The organism is Azonexus sp. MM2026_4 (assembly GCF_055901855.1).
Genome location: NZ_CM148380.1, coordinates 2,496,454 through 2,510,887 on the forward strand (window position 1 = coordinate 2,496,454; position 14,434 = coordinate 2,510,887).

General features: G+C 65.2%; 14 protein-coding genes. All 14 read right to left on the bottom strand.

Features of this window, described 5'->3' with window-relative positions; all coding sequences use genetic code 11:
• Nucleotides 1-59: 59 nt before the first annotated feature.
• Complete coding sequence (locus AC0KWY_RS11770; protein WP_474025683.1) at nucleotides 60-2,324, bottom strand: chemotaxis protein CheA; 2,265 nt, start codon at nucleotides 2,322-2,324, stop codon at nucleotides 60-62.
• Between the two features lie 7 nt (nucleotides 2,325-2,331).
• On the bottom strand, nucleotides 2,332-2,652 hold the full coding sequence (locus AC0KWY_RS11775) for an STAS domain-containing protein (RefSeq protein ID WP_474025684.1): 321 nt from the start codon (nucleotides 2,650-2,652) through the stop codon (nucleotides 2,332-2,334).
• A gap of 14 nt (nucleotides 2,653-2,666) precedes the next feature.
• Nucleotides 2,667-3,035 carry a response regulator gene (locus AC0KWY_RS11780; protein ID WP_416691645.1) on the bottom strand — a complete coding sequence of 123 codons (369 nt, stop codon included), beginning with the start codon at nucleotides 3,033-3,035 and terminating at the stop codon, nucleotides 2,667-2,669.
• A 12-nt stretch (nucleotides 3,036-3,047) separates the two neighbouring features.
• Entirely contained in the window at nucleotides 3,048-4,241 is a 1,194-nt protein-coding gene (locus AC0KWY_RS11785) for a methyl-accepting chemotaxis protein (RefSeq protein WP_474025685.1), read from the bottom strand.
• Between the two features lie 588 nt (nucleotides 4,242-4,829).
• Nucleotides 4,830-5,666: an HDOD domain-containing protein gene (locus AC0KWY_RS11790; protein ID WP_474025686.1), complete on the bottom strand. Its 837-nt coding sequence runs from the start codon at nucleotides 5,664-5,666 to the stop codon at nucleotides 4,830-4,832.
• A 4-nt stretch (nucleotides 5,667-5,670) separates the two neighbouring features.
• The gene (locus AC0KWY_RS11795) at nucleotides 5,671-6,207 is read right to left on the bottom strand and encodes a chemotaxis protein CheD (protein ID WP_474025687.1); all 537 of its coding nucleotides are present in this window, start codon (nucleotides 6,205-6,207) and stop codon (nucleotides 5,671-5,673) included.
• Nucleotides 6,204-7,016: a CheR family methyltransferase gene (locus AC0KWY_RS11800; RefSeq protein ID WP_474025688.1), complete on the bottom strand. Its 813-nt coding sequence runs from the start codon at nucleotides 7,014-7,016 to the stop codon at nucleotides 6,204-6,206. Before AC0KWY_RS11800 ends, AC0KWY_RS11795 begins: the two co-directional genes overlap by 4 nt.
• Entirely contained in the window at nucleotides 7,016-7,609 is a 594-nt protein-coding gene (locus AC0KWY_RS11805; RefSeq protein ID WP_474025689.1) for a chemotaxis protein CheD, read from the bottom strand. Before AC0KWY_RS11805 ends, AC0KWY_RS11800 begins: the two co-directional genes overlap by 1 nt.
• Before the next feature lie 32 nt (nucleotides 7,610-7,641).
• Entirely contained in the window at nucleotides 7,642-8,187 is a 546-nt protein-coding gene (locus AC0KWY_RS11810) for a chemotaxis protein CheW (protein WP_474025690.1), read from the bottom strand.
• Nucleotides 8,188-8,196: 9 nt separating this feature from the next.
• A complete protein-coding gene (locus tag AC0KWY_RS11815; RefSeq protein WP_474025691.1) occupies nucleotides 8,197-9,810 on the bottom strand; it encodes a methyl-accepting chemotaxis protein in 1,614 nt (537 codons plus the stop codon).
• Nucleotides 9,811-9,825: 15 nt separating this feature from the next.
• Nucleotides 9,826-12,051 (bottom strand): chemotaxis protein CheA, encoded by a 2,226-nt coding sequence (locus tag AC0KWY_RS11820; RefSeq protein ID WP_474025692.1) that lies wholly within the window; start codon nucleotides 12,049-12,051, stop codon nucleotides 9,826-9,828.
• 16 nt (nucleotides 12,052-12,067) lie between these two features.
• Nucleotides 12,068-12,373 (bottom strand): STAS domain-containing protein, encoded by a 306-nt coding sequence (locus AC0KWY_RS11825; protein ID WP_474025693.1) that lies wholly within the window; start codon nucleotides 12,371-12,373, stop codon nucleotides 12,068-12,070.
• 10 nt (nucleotides 12,374-12,383) lie between these two features.
• A complete protein-coding gene (locus AC0KWY_RS11830) occupies nucleotides 12,384-13,640 on the bottom strand; it encodes a methyl-accepting chemotaxis protein (protein ID WP_474025694.1) in 1,257 nt (418 codons plus the stop codon).
• Nucleotides 13,640-14,005, bottom strand: coding sequence for a response regulator (locus tag AC0KWY_RS11835; RefSeq protein WP_474025695.1), 366 nt, complete (start codon nucleotides 14,003-14,005; stop codon nucleotides 13,640-13,642). The genes AC0KWY_RS11830 and AC0KWY_RS11835 overlap by 1 nt, the downstream gene beginning before the upstream one ends.
• Nucleotides 14,006-14,434: the final 429 nt, after the last annotated feature.

The window sequence follows — 14,434 nt, forward strand, 5'->3', positions numbered from 1 at the left end:
GAGAGTCTCCGATTCAGAAACGGTGGGGGTGAGTTGTTGGTGGGGTGGGGGCTGGCCGTTCAATCGACAGCGGCAAGGCGGTTGAGCTGGATGTCGCGGCGACTTTCCCGGCGGCTGACGCGACCGACCAGGCCGGGCACGTCGAGGATCAGGGCAACCTGGCCGCTGCCCAGGATGGTGAAGCCGGCGACGCCCTGCAGGCCGTTGAAGACGGCGCCGAGCGGGCGGATCACGGTCTGGTATTCGCCTTGCAGCGCATCGACGACGAGACCGGCGCGACAACCGGCGTAATTGACGACGACGACGTTTTCGCGCTGCACCGGTTGCAGCAGGAAGGCCAGTTCCGCGTTGACCTCGGGCATCCCCTCGGCCAGTACGGTCGGCTCCGGCGCGGGCGGTTCGGGCATGTCGAACAGTTCGCGCAGGCGGATGAAGGGCAGGACTTCGCCGCGCAGGTTGAGCTGGTCGCGCCCTTGTGCCGCTTTCAGTTCTTCCGGCGTCAGTTCGACGCATTCGACGACCATTTCCAGCGGCACGACGAAGGAGGCATTGCCGACGCCAACCAGGAAACCGTCGATGATCGCCAGCGTCAGCGGCAGACGGACGCGGATCGTCGTACCGAAGCCTTCTTCGCTGTCGATCTCGATGCTGCCGCGCAGCGCGGTGATGTTGCGGCGCACGACGTCCATGCCGACGCCACGCCCGGACAGGTTGTTGACCTGGTCGGCGGTGGAGAAGCCGGGCTCGAAGATCAGCGCGTGAATCTCGTCGTCGCTCAAGGCCTGCTCGGGCTTGACCAGGCCGCGTTCGATCGCCTTGGCCAGGATCTTCGCCTTGGGCAGGCCACCGCCGTCGTCGCCGACTTCGATGACGATGCTGCCCGAGTCGTGGAAGGCGTTCAGGCGCAGCGTGCCGTGCGCCGGCTTGCCGCGGGCAAGGCGCAGTTCGGCGGATTCGATGCCGTGGTCCATCGAGTTGCGCACGAGGTGGGTCAGCGGGTCGCCGATCTTCTCGATCACGGTCTTGTCGAGCTCGGTTTCGGCACCGGCGATTTCCAGCCGGATGTCCTTGCCGAGGTCGCGCGAGACGTCGCGCACGACGCGCTGGAACTTGTTGAAGGTGGCGCCGATCTGCACCATGCGCAGTTGCAGCGCCGAATCGCGGATGTTCTCGACGAGGCGGTTGAGCAGCGAGGCGGCTTCGAGCAGTTCGGCCTGGCCGCTGGTCTGGGCGGCGAGATTGATGCCGGCGCTGGCGATGATCAGCTCGCCGATCAGGTTGATGTGTTCGTCGAGCTTGTCGGCGTTGACGCGGATCAGCGCCGCGTCGCCGGCCTTGTTGTCCTTGACCTGCTTCTGTTTCTGCAGGGCGGCTTCGACCACCGCCGGCTGGACCACATTGCGGGCGACCAGCACGGCACCGAGCTCCTGCCCGGCGCCGCCTTCCTGGCGCGCGTCGGCCTGGGCGCTGAGCGCCTGTTCGAGCTCGTGGCGGGTCAGCGTGCCGCAACGGACGAGGATTTCGCCGACGCGCATGTCCTCCTCGGGCAGGCTGAGGATCAGGTCGAGGTATTGCGAGACCTTGCTGTGCGGCGGCAGGATGCGCACCTGGGCATCGTCCTGGACGAACTCGAAGGCGCCTTCGATGGTCGCCTTGTCGGCCGTGCTGCGGTAGCTGATCTCGAAACCAAGGTAGCAGGCCTCCGGGTCCATCTCGGCGGCACGCGGGATGTCCTCGCTCAGGGTGACGATCGAGACGATCTCGCCGAAGGTGCTCAGATAGCGGATGAAGGACACCGGGTCCATGCCGTTTCTCAGCACGTCCCGGGAAAAGCGCAGCGAGATGTGCCAGTTGTCGGTCTCGACGCCCTCGCCGCCACCTTCGCGGGTCAGCGGCGTGGCGTGTTCGACGACCTGGGCGGCGGTTTCCGGCGGCGCCCCGTGGATCGCCTTGAGGCGGGAAATCAGCGCCGCGGAACGCTGCTGATCGTCGTCGCCGGGCACGCTGCCGGCGGCGAGGTGATCGATCAGGATGCCGATGTGGTCGCCCACTTCCAGGAAAAGCGCGACCAGCTCGTCGTCCATCGCCAGCGCGCCGGCGCGCACCTCGTCGAGGACGTTTTCCGCGGCGTGGGTGAAGGCGACCAGGTGATCGAGACCGAACAGCCCGGCCGAACCCTTGATCGTGTGGGCGGCGCGGAAAATCGCGTTGATCAGGTCGGCATCGTCCGGCGCATGTTCGATCTGGAGCAGCGCGGCCTCCATGTTGTCGAGCAGTTCGCGGCTTTCGATGACAAAGGTTTGCAGGGCGTCGTCAAGATTCATGGTGCGCTCACACGGGGGAACGAATCAGCAGGGGATCGCCGAACTGGCCGGCCAGGGCGCACAGGTCGATCAGTTCGAGTACCGGATCGCTGTGCCGGACGAAACGCACTTCCTTGCCGAGGATGGCCGCCTCGCGCTTGGCCATCAGCATCAGCTGGAGACCGGCGCTGTCGATCTCGGTGACGCCGGAAAGATCGACCTCGCCGCCAGCGCCGTCCGGGGTGGCGGCGATCAGCGCCAGCAACTGTTCCTTGCAGTCCTGCGCGGTGAAGATCGTGAATTCGCCGACGATGTTCAGGGCGGGAGAAGTTGCGGCTTCGGCAGTCATGGTGCGCTCCCGGCTCAGGGCAGGATCAGCTTGGAAACGGCGGCCAGCATCTGCGCCGGCACGAAGGGCTTGACCACCCAGGCCTTGGCGCCGGCGGCCTGACCGGCGGCCTTCTTGTCGGCACCGGCTTCGGTGGTGAGCATGATCACCGGCGTGAACTTGTAGGCCGGCAGTTGCTTGGCCGCCTTGACGAAGCTGATGCCGTCCATGTTCGGCATGTTCACGTCGCTGATGATCAGGTGGATCTTGCGCCCGTCGAGCTTGCCCAGCGCGTCCTTGCCGTCGCAGGCTTCGAGCACGTCGTAGCCGGCGGCCTTGAGGGCGATGGCGACGACCTGGCGCAGCGATGCCGAATCGTCGACGATGAGGATGGTTTTGGCCATGAGTGTCTCCTGTCAGAAGAAGGTGATGCCGGATTCGTCCGGCGCCCGGCGCGCAGCGCCACCGCGGTGGACCGCGTGCTGCTCCGGCGTGGTGTAGGTTTGCGACAGTTCGCTCAGCCATTGCTCGGCGTCGATCGAACCGCCCTGGGCAACGGTCTGCCGGCTGTCGCCGATGTGCGCATGCAGCTTGCCGATGTCCGAGCTGACGTGACCGAGCATCTGGCTGACGCGATCCTGGAACTGCAGGGCGACCAGGACTTCGGCCACTTCCTCGGCGACCTCCTGGTTCTGCTGGCGCAGCGCGGCGGACGACTGGGAAAGGGCAGTCGCCGCGCCGCTGAAGCGCTCGACGACGCTCTCGATGACGGCGCCGGAATGATTGACCAGCGCTTCGTCCTGCTCGGCGTACTGGCGGGAAACCCGCTGCGCCTCGGCGATCGCGTGGTTGACCGTATCGACGGTGCGGCTGATCTTCATCCCGGTGTCGCCGGAGAGCGTCGACAGCTTGCGCACTTCGTCGGCGACCACCGCGAAACCGCGGCCGACTTCACCGGCGCGGGCGGCCTCGATGGCGGCATTGAGCGCCAGCAGATTGGTCTGCTTGGCGATCTCGGCGACTTCCCTGGCCATCCGGCTCAGCGTATCGGTGTGACTGGCCAGCGCGCCGACCTCGGTGAGCAGGCTTTCCTTGGTGCCAAGCGCGGTGCGCAGCGAGTCGATGATCGCATGCAGTTCGTCCTGCGCCGAATTGAGCAGTTGCAGCAGGTTGCCGTCGCCGGCGGCAGCTTCACTGCTGGCGGTGGCCTGCTGCAGGCGTTGCGAGATATCGGCAAAGCGCGTGCTCAACGACACCGCCGCTTCCTCGGTATGGGTGCGGGCGGTTTCGACCTGCCCGGACCAGATCGGCAGCAGGTCGAGACAGAGCCGGTCGAGACCGTTCAGCCCTTGCGGCTGCAAACGCGCCGTTTCCTCACGACAACTGTCGCAAGCCGCCGCGCATTGCGCGGCATGCGCCCGCGCCTGACGGTACAGCGCATACCAGCCGAGCCCGAGACAGGCCAGCAGGAAGCCGCCGGCGATCGCCACCGCTCCCGGCGTATCCGGTGCCATGGCAATGATGCCGAGCCCACCGCTGACGGCGATCGGCCAGAGGTCTACGGCGCGCGGACGGCCTAGCGGGGCGAGCGATGCGGAGTCCTGCCTCATGGTCCATTTCCTCGGTTGCACAAAAATAAAAACGTTGCGGGGTGAGCAACGCAAAACAACATCAACATAATACTATCTATAACAATAGTGTCAAATATATTATTCAACACCCGAGATTTTCGCTCGCCCCAGCACCCTCGCCCGGCGAACTGGGCACGATGAGGAGACGCGGAAAAGCCATGGACAGCGTCGGGAAAGCGGGAAGACCTGCCGTGCGCGGCGCGACAGAGCCCGTCCGGGTGCTCATGGGCATGGCACGCCGGGGCAATTCGGGTCTTTGTCGGTGGCGGACGGCGCGTGACGTCGGGAAGGCTTCACGGACGCTGCGCTTGCCGCGCCGGGGCGCTACGTGTCGCTGCTGAAGTTGCCTGGAACCATTGACTTACCCCGCATCACGAATTGTCTTGTTTTGATTGGCAGCGGTGCCGCCTTGTCCCGTCAACCGTCGAGGGTGGACTGGGTGCAAACCACTATAACTAAGGTAATAATCCGGCGCAATGGTTTTCCCTAGGGGGTTTTCACCTTCGTGTTTCCCTCTCGGCAAATTACGCAAATGGGAAGCCGTTGCCGATGGCGCAAAGGCGCGGCTCAACCCTTGAGGGCGGCGATCAGGGCAGCGACTTCGTCCGCCGAATCGGCGAGGATGGCACTGAGGGCGGCGCCATCGACCTGCTGTTCGATATCCGTCGCCATCCCCCGGCGCCCCATGCCGGAAAGCTCGGCCAGCGGAGATTCGACGGGCGAAAGGTAATCGGCGAGCAACAGGGTGTCGCCGAGCGACGCCGCCGGCATCGCCAGGTAACCGCTCCACAGGATTTCCAGCGCGTTCAGCACGTTTTCCGGAACATCGAGGGCGCGCAGCACGAAACGGCCGACCTGCGCCTCGCGTTCGCCGACCCAGGCCGCCAGGTCGCTTTCGAGCAGTCCGGGAAAGGCGGCGGCGCGGGCGATCAGGTAGAAACCGCCGATCTCATGGACGACACCGGCGAAAAAGGCCGTTTCCGGGTCCTGGCGGGTGACGCGGCTGGCGATCACGCGGGCGAGCGCGGCGACATGCACCGAATGCTCCCAGAGCCGGGCAGCCAGCGCGCGGTGCGCCGGCTCGTGGACCATGTTCGCCATCTGGCCGACGACGATCGCCATCGCCAGCGTGCGCAGGGTATTGAAACCGAGGCGCGAGACGGCGCCGCGCAGGTCGGCACTGCGCCGGCCGGAACGGTTGTAGACCACCGAATTGGCCATCGCCACGACGCGACTGGCGAGCAACGGCTCGGCGCCGATCAGCCGGGTCAGCGGCTCGATCGCGCACTCGGGATCGTCGAGCAGGCGCTTGACGCTCAGCGCCAGCTCGGCATGGGTGGGAAACACCATGCGCCCCCGCTCGGCCTCGGCAACGATGGTTTGCAATGCGCGTTCGACATCCATGGTGTCATTTCTCCTGGGGCGTATTCACATCGGCGGAAGCCTTCCTGATACGGGCATCGCTGCCGTCCGGGAAAGCCAGCCAGACATCGCCGCTCCACAAATCGAAGTGCAGCTTGCGGCGTCCGCTGCCGCCGACGTGCTCGGACAGCAATGCGATATTGTGCGCCGCCAGCAGCTCTCTGGCACGGGCAACGTTGCGGCGGCCGATGTCGATGTTCTCGCCGGCCAGGTCGCGCAGCATGTTGGCGCCGCCGAACAGCTTGGCCTGGTAGGCGCTGGGCTGGGTGCCGGCGGCGGCGACGCGTTCGAGGAAAAGCGCAACGGCCTCGTCGGCGTAACGGCCGTCGAGCGGCGCGGCGGCCGGCCGCTGGCGGCCGCTCAGCATGAAGTGGCACATGCCGCCGATACGCTGGCGCGGATGCCAGAGGGTGATCGAAACGCAGGAGCCGAGCAGGGTCGAGATGCGCGTTCTGCCGCCGCCGAAATGGAATTCGCCGGGGCTGAGGACGACTTCGCGCAGCGGCTCGGGCAGATCCTTCATGGCTTGCGATAGATGGTCGGCAACACGGCCTGGACGCGGTCGGTGATGCCGTTGAGCGTTTCCGAATGGCCGATCACCAGGTAACCGCCGGATTTCAGCCGGGGCAGCAGGTTATGCACGACGCGGGTCTTGGTCGGCGGGTCGAAGTAGATCATCACGTTGCGCAGGAAGATCACCTCGAAATCGCCGATCTCGGCTTCGACCGGGTGCATCAGGTTGATCTGGTAGAAACGCGTGCGCTGGCGCAACTCCGGCGCGATCAGGAAAGTCCCGGCCTGCGAGCGGACGCCGCGCAGGCAGTATTTCTTCATGAAACCGGGCGGAATGCCTTCCGTCCTCGCCAGCGAGTAGTGGCCGCCGGCCGCCTTGGCCAGGACCTGGGTGCTGATGTCGGAGCCGACGATTTCCCAGGCTTTGTCGCCCAGCGCCTCGGCGAGCGCCATGGCCAGCGTGTAGACCTCCTCGCCGCTCGAACAGGCGGCGCTCCACACCCGGAACGGTGCCGCACTGTTGCGCTGTGACAGGACCCGCTCGCGCAGGAATTCGAAGTGCTTCGGTTCGCGGAAGAAATAGGTTTCGTTGGTGGTCAGCAGGTCCACCATGGTCTGCAGTTCTTCCGCATGCTCGCCGCTCGCCAGCATCCGGTAGTACTGGCTGAAGCTGGTGAAGGCGTAGGCCTTCAGGCGCCGCGTCAGGCGGCCGACGAGCAGGGTCTGCTTGGCCTCGCTCAGGCTGATGCCGGCAATCTTGTAGATCAGGCGCTGGAACAGCGCGAATTCCTGATCGGTGATGGGACTGGGTTCGGCCATCAGAACAGCTCGATCTTCTTGTCGGTGGTTTTCGTCTGCTGCAGCAGCGTCTCGGCGTAGCTGCGCTCTTCGCGGGCGATCGTCTCGGCCGTCGCCATGTTGGTCACCATGCGCCGGCAGTAGGCGTCGCCGCTGGCCGGCAGGAACAACAGCTTGCGCGACCAGGGGCCGAGGAAATCGGCGGCGAGCAGCGGGATGCCTTCGCGCGCCAGCCATTCCTTGGCGAACTCGGCGTTGCGCTGGCCGATGTTCATCGCCGCCCCCTCGGCATTGATGATGGTGCCGCCGCCGAAGGCCTTGGCCTGCAGGCGGACTTTCTTGGCGCCGCGCAGGAGCAGCGCGTTGAGCAGCGACTCCATGGCGTAGGCGCCGGAGAGCAGGGTGTCGACGTCGTCGTGACTGCCCCGCCGGATGTTCGGCAGCATGAAGTGGTTGAGCCCGCCGACCCGCGCCTGCGGATCGAACAGGCAGACGGCGACGCAGGAGCCGAGCAGCGTGGACAACGGCCGTTCGGGTTCGATCGCCCAGGCGCCGGGGTGGATGACCCGGGCCAGGCGTTCGATCTCCTGGGTGGAAAGCTGGCTGGGGTCCATCGTTCAGGCGGCGCCCAGGTGGCGGTGGCGGCTCAGCCCTCGCCCGCCGCTTCGCCGGCGCCCGCTTCGACCCCGGTCAGCATGGCGATCTCCTCGACCGAAAGCACCCGGGTGATGTCGAGCAGGATGACGAACTTGCCGGCCACCTTGCCCATGCCCTGAATGAACTCGGCACGGATGCGGGCGCCGAATGACGGCGGCGGCTCGATCTCGCTGCCGGGAATCTCCAGCACCTCGGAAACGGCATCGACGATGACGCCGATATCGTGACGACTTTCCTCGTCCGGTACCTCGATGATGACGATGCAGGTGCGGCGTCCGACCTCGGTGACCTTGCCGCCGAAGCGCGCCGCCAGGTCGATGACCGGGACGACGGCGCCGCGCAGGTTGATGACGCCGCGGATGAAGGCCGGCATCATCGGAATCTCGGTGATGCTGCCGAACTCGATGATTTCCTTGACGTTGAGGATGCCGACGCCGAACATCTCGCCGCCGAGCAGGAAGGTCAGGTATTGGGCCGGCGCCGCGCCGCGATTGGCGGCGACGGCTGAGCCTTTGTGGTGCACGACTTGTCCCATGGCGCTTCCTCAGTAACGCTCGAAATCGCCCGCGTTGACCTGCACGGCGTGGCTGCGCGCAGCCGCCGGGCGGCCACCGGCACGGGCCGGCGGGGCAAAGCTGCGGGCGGCGGCGACACCGCTGTCGGCAAGGCGGAAGAAGGTCATCGTCTGCTGCAGTTGTTCGGCTTGCGAACCGAGTTCCTCGGCGGTCGCCGCCAGTTCCTCGGAGGCCGAGGCATTCTGCTGCGTGGCCTGGTTCAACTGGCCCATGGCGCCGTTGATCTGGGCGACCCCCGACGATTGCTCGGCGGAGGCGGCGGCGATTTCCTGGACCAGGTCGGAAGTCTTGCGGATGGTCGGCACCATCTCGGTGAGCAGGGTGCCGGCGCGTTCGGCCTGCTTGACCGACGACGAGGCGAGGTCGCCGATTTCCTGGGCGGCGATCTGCGAGCGTTCGGCCAGCTTGCGCACTTCGGCGGCCACCACCGCGAAGCCCTTGCCGTGATCGCCGGCGCGCGCCGCCTCGATGGCGGCGTTCAAGGCCAGCAGGTTGGTCTGGTAGGCGATGTCGTCGATGATGCCGATCTTGCTGGCGATGCTCTTCATGTCCTCGACCGTCTGGCTCACCGCCGTGCCGCCTTCGGCGGCCTCGGCGGCGGCCTTCGAGGCCATGCCGTCGGTGACCTTGGCGTTCTCGGTGTTCTGCGAGATGGATGCGGTCATCTGCTCCATCGACGACGTGGTTTCCTCGACCGACGCTGCCTGCTCGCTCGACGATTGCGACAGCGACTGGGCGGTGGCCGACACCTGGCCGGCGGCGCTGGTCAGGTTGTCGGCGGCGGTGCGCACTTCGCCGATGATCTGCGTCAGCTTGCCGATCATGTTCTGCATCGCGTTCAGCAACTGACCGACTTCGTCCTTGCTGTCGCTTTCCAGCTTGACCGTCAGGTCACCTTCGGCCAAGCGACCGGCCGCTTCGACCGCCCGGTTGATCGGCGTGGTGATCGAGCGGGTCACCCACCAGGCAAAGCCGAGGGCGAGCAGGATGGCGCTGGCGGCGAAGCCGAGGATCAGGTTCCGGGCGCTTTGCGCCTGCTCGGCCGCCTGCTTGCCGGCCTCTTCCATCAGTTCGCTCTGGAAATCGATCAGCTTGTTGACCGCATCCATATACTCCGTCTGCGCCTTGCGCAGCGAGCCAAAGAGCAGGGCCGTCACTTCTTCGCGCTTGCCGGCCACGATCAGCTCGCGCGCCTTGTTCAGCTCGACGACATAGACCTTGCGCGCCTCGCTGACGGCATTCAGGACCCGTCGTCCATCGTCCGAGAGGATGGTCTTGTCGAGTTTTTCCAGACGGTCGGTGATGATCTTGCTCGCTTCGTTAATACGCTGCAATTCCCTCTCGACCTCTTCCGGTTTGCTCTGCAGGACGGCGTTGCGCAGCGCACGGGCTACCAGGTTGACCTGGTCGATGACGTCGTTGGCAAGTACCGTCTTCGGGAACTTGTCATGCAGCATGTTGGCGATTTCATCGTTGAGCGCCCCGACGCGGAGGACGGCAATGGTCGATATGCTGACCAGCAGAATCAGGACAAAGCCAAAGCCCAGACCAAGCCGGACGCCGATTTTCAGATTCTTGAACATTTGAGCACCCCGTAATTAATGTTGTGAGAATGGGTTGTTGGAAAGCGCTGCCGGTACTGCCTGGAGCCTTTCGGAGAATCGGTTCTGTTCGCTCTGCGTCACCGCCTGCACCAGCGCGGCGACATCGAGGATCAACGCGACGTCGCCGCTGCCCAGGATGGTCGAGCCGCCGATCCCCCGCAGATGCCGGAACATCGCGCCGAGCGGCTTGATCACCGTCTGGAACTCGCCCATCAACTGGTCGACGACGATGCCGGCGCGCTGCCCGGCGAACTGGACGACGACGATGTTCTCGCGCGGCGGCGCGCTGCCCGGAATATCGAACAGTTCGCGCAGGCGGATGAAGGGCAGCGCCTCGCCGCGCAAGTTCATGAAGTTGCGGTCGGACTGCAGGTTCTTCAGTTCGATGCACTCGACGACGGTATCGAGCGGAATCACGTAGGCCGCCTTGTTCACGCCGACCAGGAAGCCGTCGATGATGGCCAGGGTCAGCGGCAGGCGGATGGTGAAGGTCGCCCCCTGGCCGTCGACCGAGGCGACATCGACGGTGCCGCGCAGCGCCTGGATGTTGCGCCGCACGACGTCCATGCCGACGCCGCGCCCGGACAGATTGGACACCTTGTCCACGGTCGAGAAGCCGGGTTCGAAGATCAGGTTGACCACTTCGTGCTCGGACAGCGTTTCGCCGGGCTGGATCAGGCCGCGCGCGATCGCCTTGGCGGTGATCTTTTCCTTGTTCAGACCGCCGCCGTCGTCGGCGATCTCGATGACGATGCTGCCCGAGTCGTGATAGGCGTTAAGCGAGACCCGGCCGCAGGCCGGCTTGCCGCGTTCGAGGCGCAGCGCGGGCGGCTCGATGCCGTGATCCAGCGAATTGCGCACCAGGTGCATCAGCGGGTCGCCGATCTTCTCGACCACCGTCTTGTCCAGTTCGGTCTCGGCGCCGCTGATCTGCAGTTCGATTTCCTTGTCCAGTTCCTTCGAGACGTCGCGCACGACGCGCTGGAAGCGGTTGAAGGTGTCGCCGATCTGCACCATGCGCAGTTGCAGCGCCGCGTCGCGGATGTTCTCGACGAGCCGTGACAGCACCGAGGTCGCCTCGACCAGGCCACTCTGCCGGCTCTTCTGCGCCAGCAGGTTGGCCGAAGCACCGGCGATCACCAGCTCGCCGACGAGGTCGATCAACTGGTCGAGCTTGTCGGCCTGAACCCGGACCAGGCGAGCTTCCCTGGCTTTCCTGTCGCTGACCTGCGCCTGCTTGACGACGGCCGCCTCGACGACTTCCTGGCTGATCACCTTGTGGTCGACCAGGATTTCGCCCAAGGGCGGGGGTGGGGCGCCCTCGTCAGCACTGGCGCGCTTCTGCTGGCTCAGTCCCTGCTCGAGCTCGGCCTGGGTCAGCGCGCCGCAGCGCACCAGCATTTCGCCCAGGCGCATGCTGTCTTCCGGCAGTTCCTGGATGTGCTTGATGTATTCGGAGAGCCGGCTGTTCGGTGGCAGGATGCGCAGCTCGCATTCGTCGCGCACGAAATCGAAGACGCGTTCGATGTCGGCCTTCGAACTGCGGGTCTGCAACCGAATCTCGAAACCGAGGTAGCAGGATTCCGGGTCCATCTCGGCGGCGACCGGAATCGCGTCGGTGATCGTTTCGATGCTGAGGATTTCGCCCAGCGACGCCAGATAGCGGATGAAGGACAAGGGATCCATACCGCCGCGCATGACGTTCTCGCCGAAACGCACCGAAACGTGCCAGCTGTCGTTGAGGACGATACCGCCGCCGGAGCTCTCGACCTCGACCGTGCTGTCGGCGACGGTCAGTTCCGACGCCGCTGCAGCTCCGCCAGGCTGGCCGATGCCGTCGAGGAAACCCTGCAGCTGCCCGCTCAGGGCCTCGCCCTGCGTCTGCAGGTCGCCGGCCGGCCCGGTTTCGCCGGCCGCCAGCACTTCGATCAGGCTGAGCATGTGGTCGCAGCAACCGAGCAGCAGCGTGGTCAGCGCCGGGGTCACGGACAGGGCGCCGTTGCGCAGCGCATCGAGCACGTTCTCGACGCGGTGCGTGAACGCCTCGATGAAGTGACATTCGATGACGCCGGCGCCGCCCTTGATCGTATGCGCGGCGCGGAAGATGGCGTTGATGTTGTCCGGATCGTCCGGGTTCTGTTCCAGGCTGAGCAGGCAGGATTCCATGTCGGCAAGCTGCTCGCGGCTTTCCTGGAGATAGACGCTGGTGATTTCATCCATGCTGGTTTTCCTTGACTCAGCCGGCTTCGTGGGCCGGGATGACCAACGGGTCGCCGAACTCGGCGGCCATGTTGCAGAAATCGATCAGCGAACTGACGGCCTGACTGTGGGCGACGATACGCACCCGCTTGCCGGCCCGCAGCGCTTCCTTCTTCAGCAGGACCAGCAACTGCAGGCCGGCGGCATCCATCTCGCTCACCTGCGACAGGTTCAGTTCAAGTTCGTCGGTGGCAGCCAGCGCGTCGAGCAGTTGCTGCTTCTGCTCGAGCGCATAGTAGATGGTCAGCGGCTGACTGACGACGAGAGGGGGCTTGGCAGACATCACGTCCTCCCTAGAACAGTTCGATGCGGGAAGTTGCCGGCGCCGCGCCGGCCGACTCCTGCTTCAGCGCACTCTGGTGGGTGGTGCGCTGGCTTTCCATGACATAGCGGCTGTACAGCGCCTGCAGGTGCTCGGCGATCGGCTCGTACTTGAAGGCGGGATCGTCGAAGGCGCGCAAGCGATCCGCCAGCAGGCTGGCGTGACCGTCGAGGCGGGACAACGCCTGCATCACCTGCTCGATCTGCTGCCGACTGACATCCTGGAACTGGACGCTGGCCTGCGCTTCCATGAACATCGCCGCCAGTTGCCGGCTGCTGTCGCGAATCTGCCCCAGCACGTCGGCCTCGTGGCGCATCAGTTCCTCGTAACTGTGACCCAGCGCGCGTAGCTGACCGGAGAAGAAATCGAGCAGTTCCCTTTCCTTGGCCAGGTTGACGTTGGACAGCTTGTCCTGGAACTGCACCTCGATACTTTCCGCGACGGCGGCGATCCCCCGGCTGATCTTGACCACGGCGGTCTCGGTCTCGCCCGAGAGCTTGCGCACCTCGTCGGCGACCACGGCAAAGCCCCGTCCGGCCTCACCGGCGCGGGCCGCCTCGATGGCGGCGTTGAGCGCCAGCAGGTTGGTCTGGCCGGCGACGTGCTTGATCAACTGCACCAGCGATTCGAGCGAGCGCGCCTCCTGGACCACCTGCGTCACCCGCTGCTGATCCTGCTCGGTCTCCTGCAGACGCTGCCGGATATAGCCTTCCATGCGCTGGATGACCCCCTGGTTCTGCTCGATGCGCGCCTCGGAATCCCTGGCCAGCTCGACATTTTCCTGCGTCGTCTGGCTAACGAAACGATCGAGCTTGCTGACCACCTCGTCGATCGTCTGCAACTGGCTGACGATGGTGAACGCCGCCTTCTCGGTATCGTCGACGACCCGTTGCAACTGGCCGCGCACCACTTCGTTGAAGTCGCCGACCTGCTGCAGTTCGCCCGAAACCTCCTCGACCACCTGGCGGAAGACGACTTCATGGCTGGCGCTGGAGTCGGCGAGATTGCTCAGGCCGAGCGAATAATCGCGGAAGAAAGCGCGGGAAACGATGTACTGGGCGACAAAGGTGAAATAGACGATGAACATCGTGCCCAGCGTATCGGGCAGCCTGGCCGGCGCGAACACCTTGTGAAACCAGTCGTGAAAGAAGTAGACCGTACCGCCGGCCCCCAGCGCCACCATGCTGGCGACCAGCAATGCCCGCCACATGAAGGTGGTCTGGTTCATCAGCGGACGACCAACTTGATCGTGTTGAGCAATTCGTCCGCCGTCGCCGGCTTGACGATCCAGCCCGAGGCCCCGGCCGCCTTCGCTTCCATCTTGCGCGACTGCTGCGATTCGGTGGTCAGGAAAAGGATGGGCACGAACTTGTAGGCCGGCAGCTTGCGTACTTCCTTGATCAGGTCGATGCCATTCATGCCCGGCATGTTGAGATCGGTGATCAGAAGATCGATCTTCATCCCGCCCTGCAGCTTGCGCAGCGCCTCCTCGCCACTTGCCGCCTTCTCGGTGGCATAGCCGGCCTTGGCGAGAATCCCGGAAATGCTCAACAGGATGGTTGCCGAATCGTTGACGAGAAAGATGGTTTTCATTTTTACAACAAGCCCCCTGGCAATCGGTTCATCCAGATAGTGATTTTCCGCATGCGGACGCATCAGCGAAAGACGCTGATGACCATGCACGGTGTAGCGACATCCTACGCGAAATCCGGCGCCGACAACGAACCAGCATTTTTCGCATATTTCCCCGACATGACCGGGCTTCCAGAACGAAGCGAGGCGCACCGCGTATCCGGGCCAAACCCGCTTCCGTGCTTCCTGGACAACCCCGCCTGAAGCGTCGCGCAGCCGACCGCCGGCACCGGGGTTTGGGCGGTCCGGGCAGCGCCTCTCGATGACGGCAAGGGCGTAGGGCTGGCCGGGGGCGCGGGCTTGCCCGGGAGCGGGAGCGCCCCCTCGACCGGTTGCCGGCTGGGCGCCTGTTGCGAGTGACGGGCGGCCGCGGCGACGCTCCCTGCCCGC

What these genes read in the sequence shown, in the direction of transcription:
- AC0KWY_RS11770 (WP_474025683.1), bottom strand. Translation starts at nt 2,324, where the DNA reads ATGAATCTTGACGACGCCCTGCAAACCTTTGTCATCGAAAGCCGCGAA.
- AC0KWY_RS11775 (WP_474025684.1), bottom strand. Translation starts at nt 2,652, where the DNA reads ATGACTGCCGAAGCCGCAACTTCTCCCGCCCTGAACATCGTCGGCGAA.
- AC0KWY_RS11780 (WP_416691645.1), bottom strand. Translation starts at nt 3,035, where the DNA reads ATGGCCAAAACCATCCTCATCGTCGACGATTCGGCATCGCTGCGCCAG.
- AC0KWY_RS11785 (WP_474025685.1), bottom strand. Translation starts at nt 4,241, where the DNA reads ATGAGGCAGGACTCCGCATCGCTCGCCCCGCTAGGCCGTCCGCGCGCC.
- AC0KWY_RS11790 (WP_474025686.1), bottom strand. Translation starts at nt 5,666, where the DNA reads ATGGATGTCGAACGCGCATTGCAAACCATCGTTGCCGAGGCCGAGCGG.
- AC0KWY_RS11795 (WP_474025687.1), bottom strand. Translation starts at nt 6,207, where the DNA reads ATGAAGGATCTGCCCGAGCCGCTGCGCGAAGTCGTCCTCAGCCCCGGC.
- AC0KWY_RS11800 (WP_474025688.1), bottom strand. Translation starts at nt 7,016, where the DNA reads ATGGCCGAACCCAGTCCCATCACCGATCAGGAATTCGCGCTGTTCCAG.
- AC0KWY_RS11805 (WP_474025689.1), bottom strand. Translation starts at nt 7,609, where the DNA reads ATGGACCCCAGCCAGCTTTCCACCCAGGAGATCGAACGCCTGGCCCGG.
- AC0KWY_RS11810 (WP_474025690.1), bottom strand. Translation starts at nt 8,187, where the DNA reads ATGGGACAAGTCGTGCACCACAAAGGCTCAGCCGTCGCCGCCAATCGC.
- AC0KWY_RS11815 (WP_474025691.1), bottom strand. Translation starts at nt 9,810, where the DNA reads ATGTTCAAGAATCTGAAAATCGGCGTCCGGCTTGGTCTGGGCTTTGGC.
- AC0KWY_RS11820 (WP_474025692.1), bottom strand. Translation starts at nt 12,051, where the DNA reads ATGGATGAAATCACCAGCGTCTATCTCCAGGAAAGCCGCGAGCAGCTT.
- AC0KWY_RS11825 (WP_474025693.1), bottom strand. Translation starts at nt 12,373, where the DNA reads ATGTCTGCCAAGCCCCCTCTCGTCGTCAGTCAGCCGCTGACCATCTAC.
- AC0KWY_RS11830 (WP_474025694.1), bottom strand. Translation starts at nt 13,640, where the DNA reads ATGAACCAGACCACCTTCATGTGGCGGGCATTGCTGGTCGCCAGCATG.
- AC0KWY_RS11835 (WP_474025695.1), bottom strand. Translation starts at nt 14,005, where the DNA reads ATGAAAACCATCTTTCTCGTCAACGATTCGGCAACCATCCTGTTGAGC.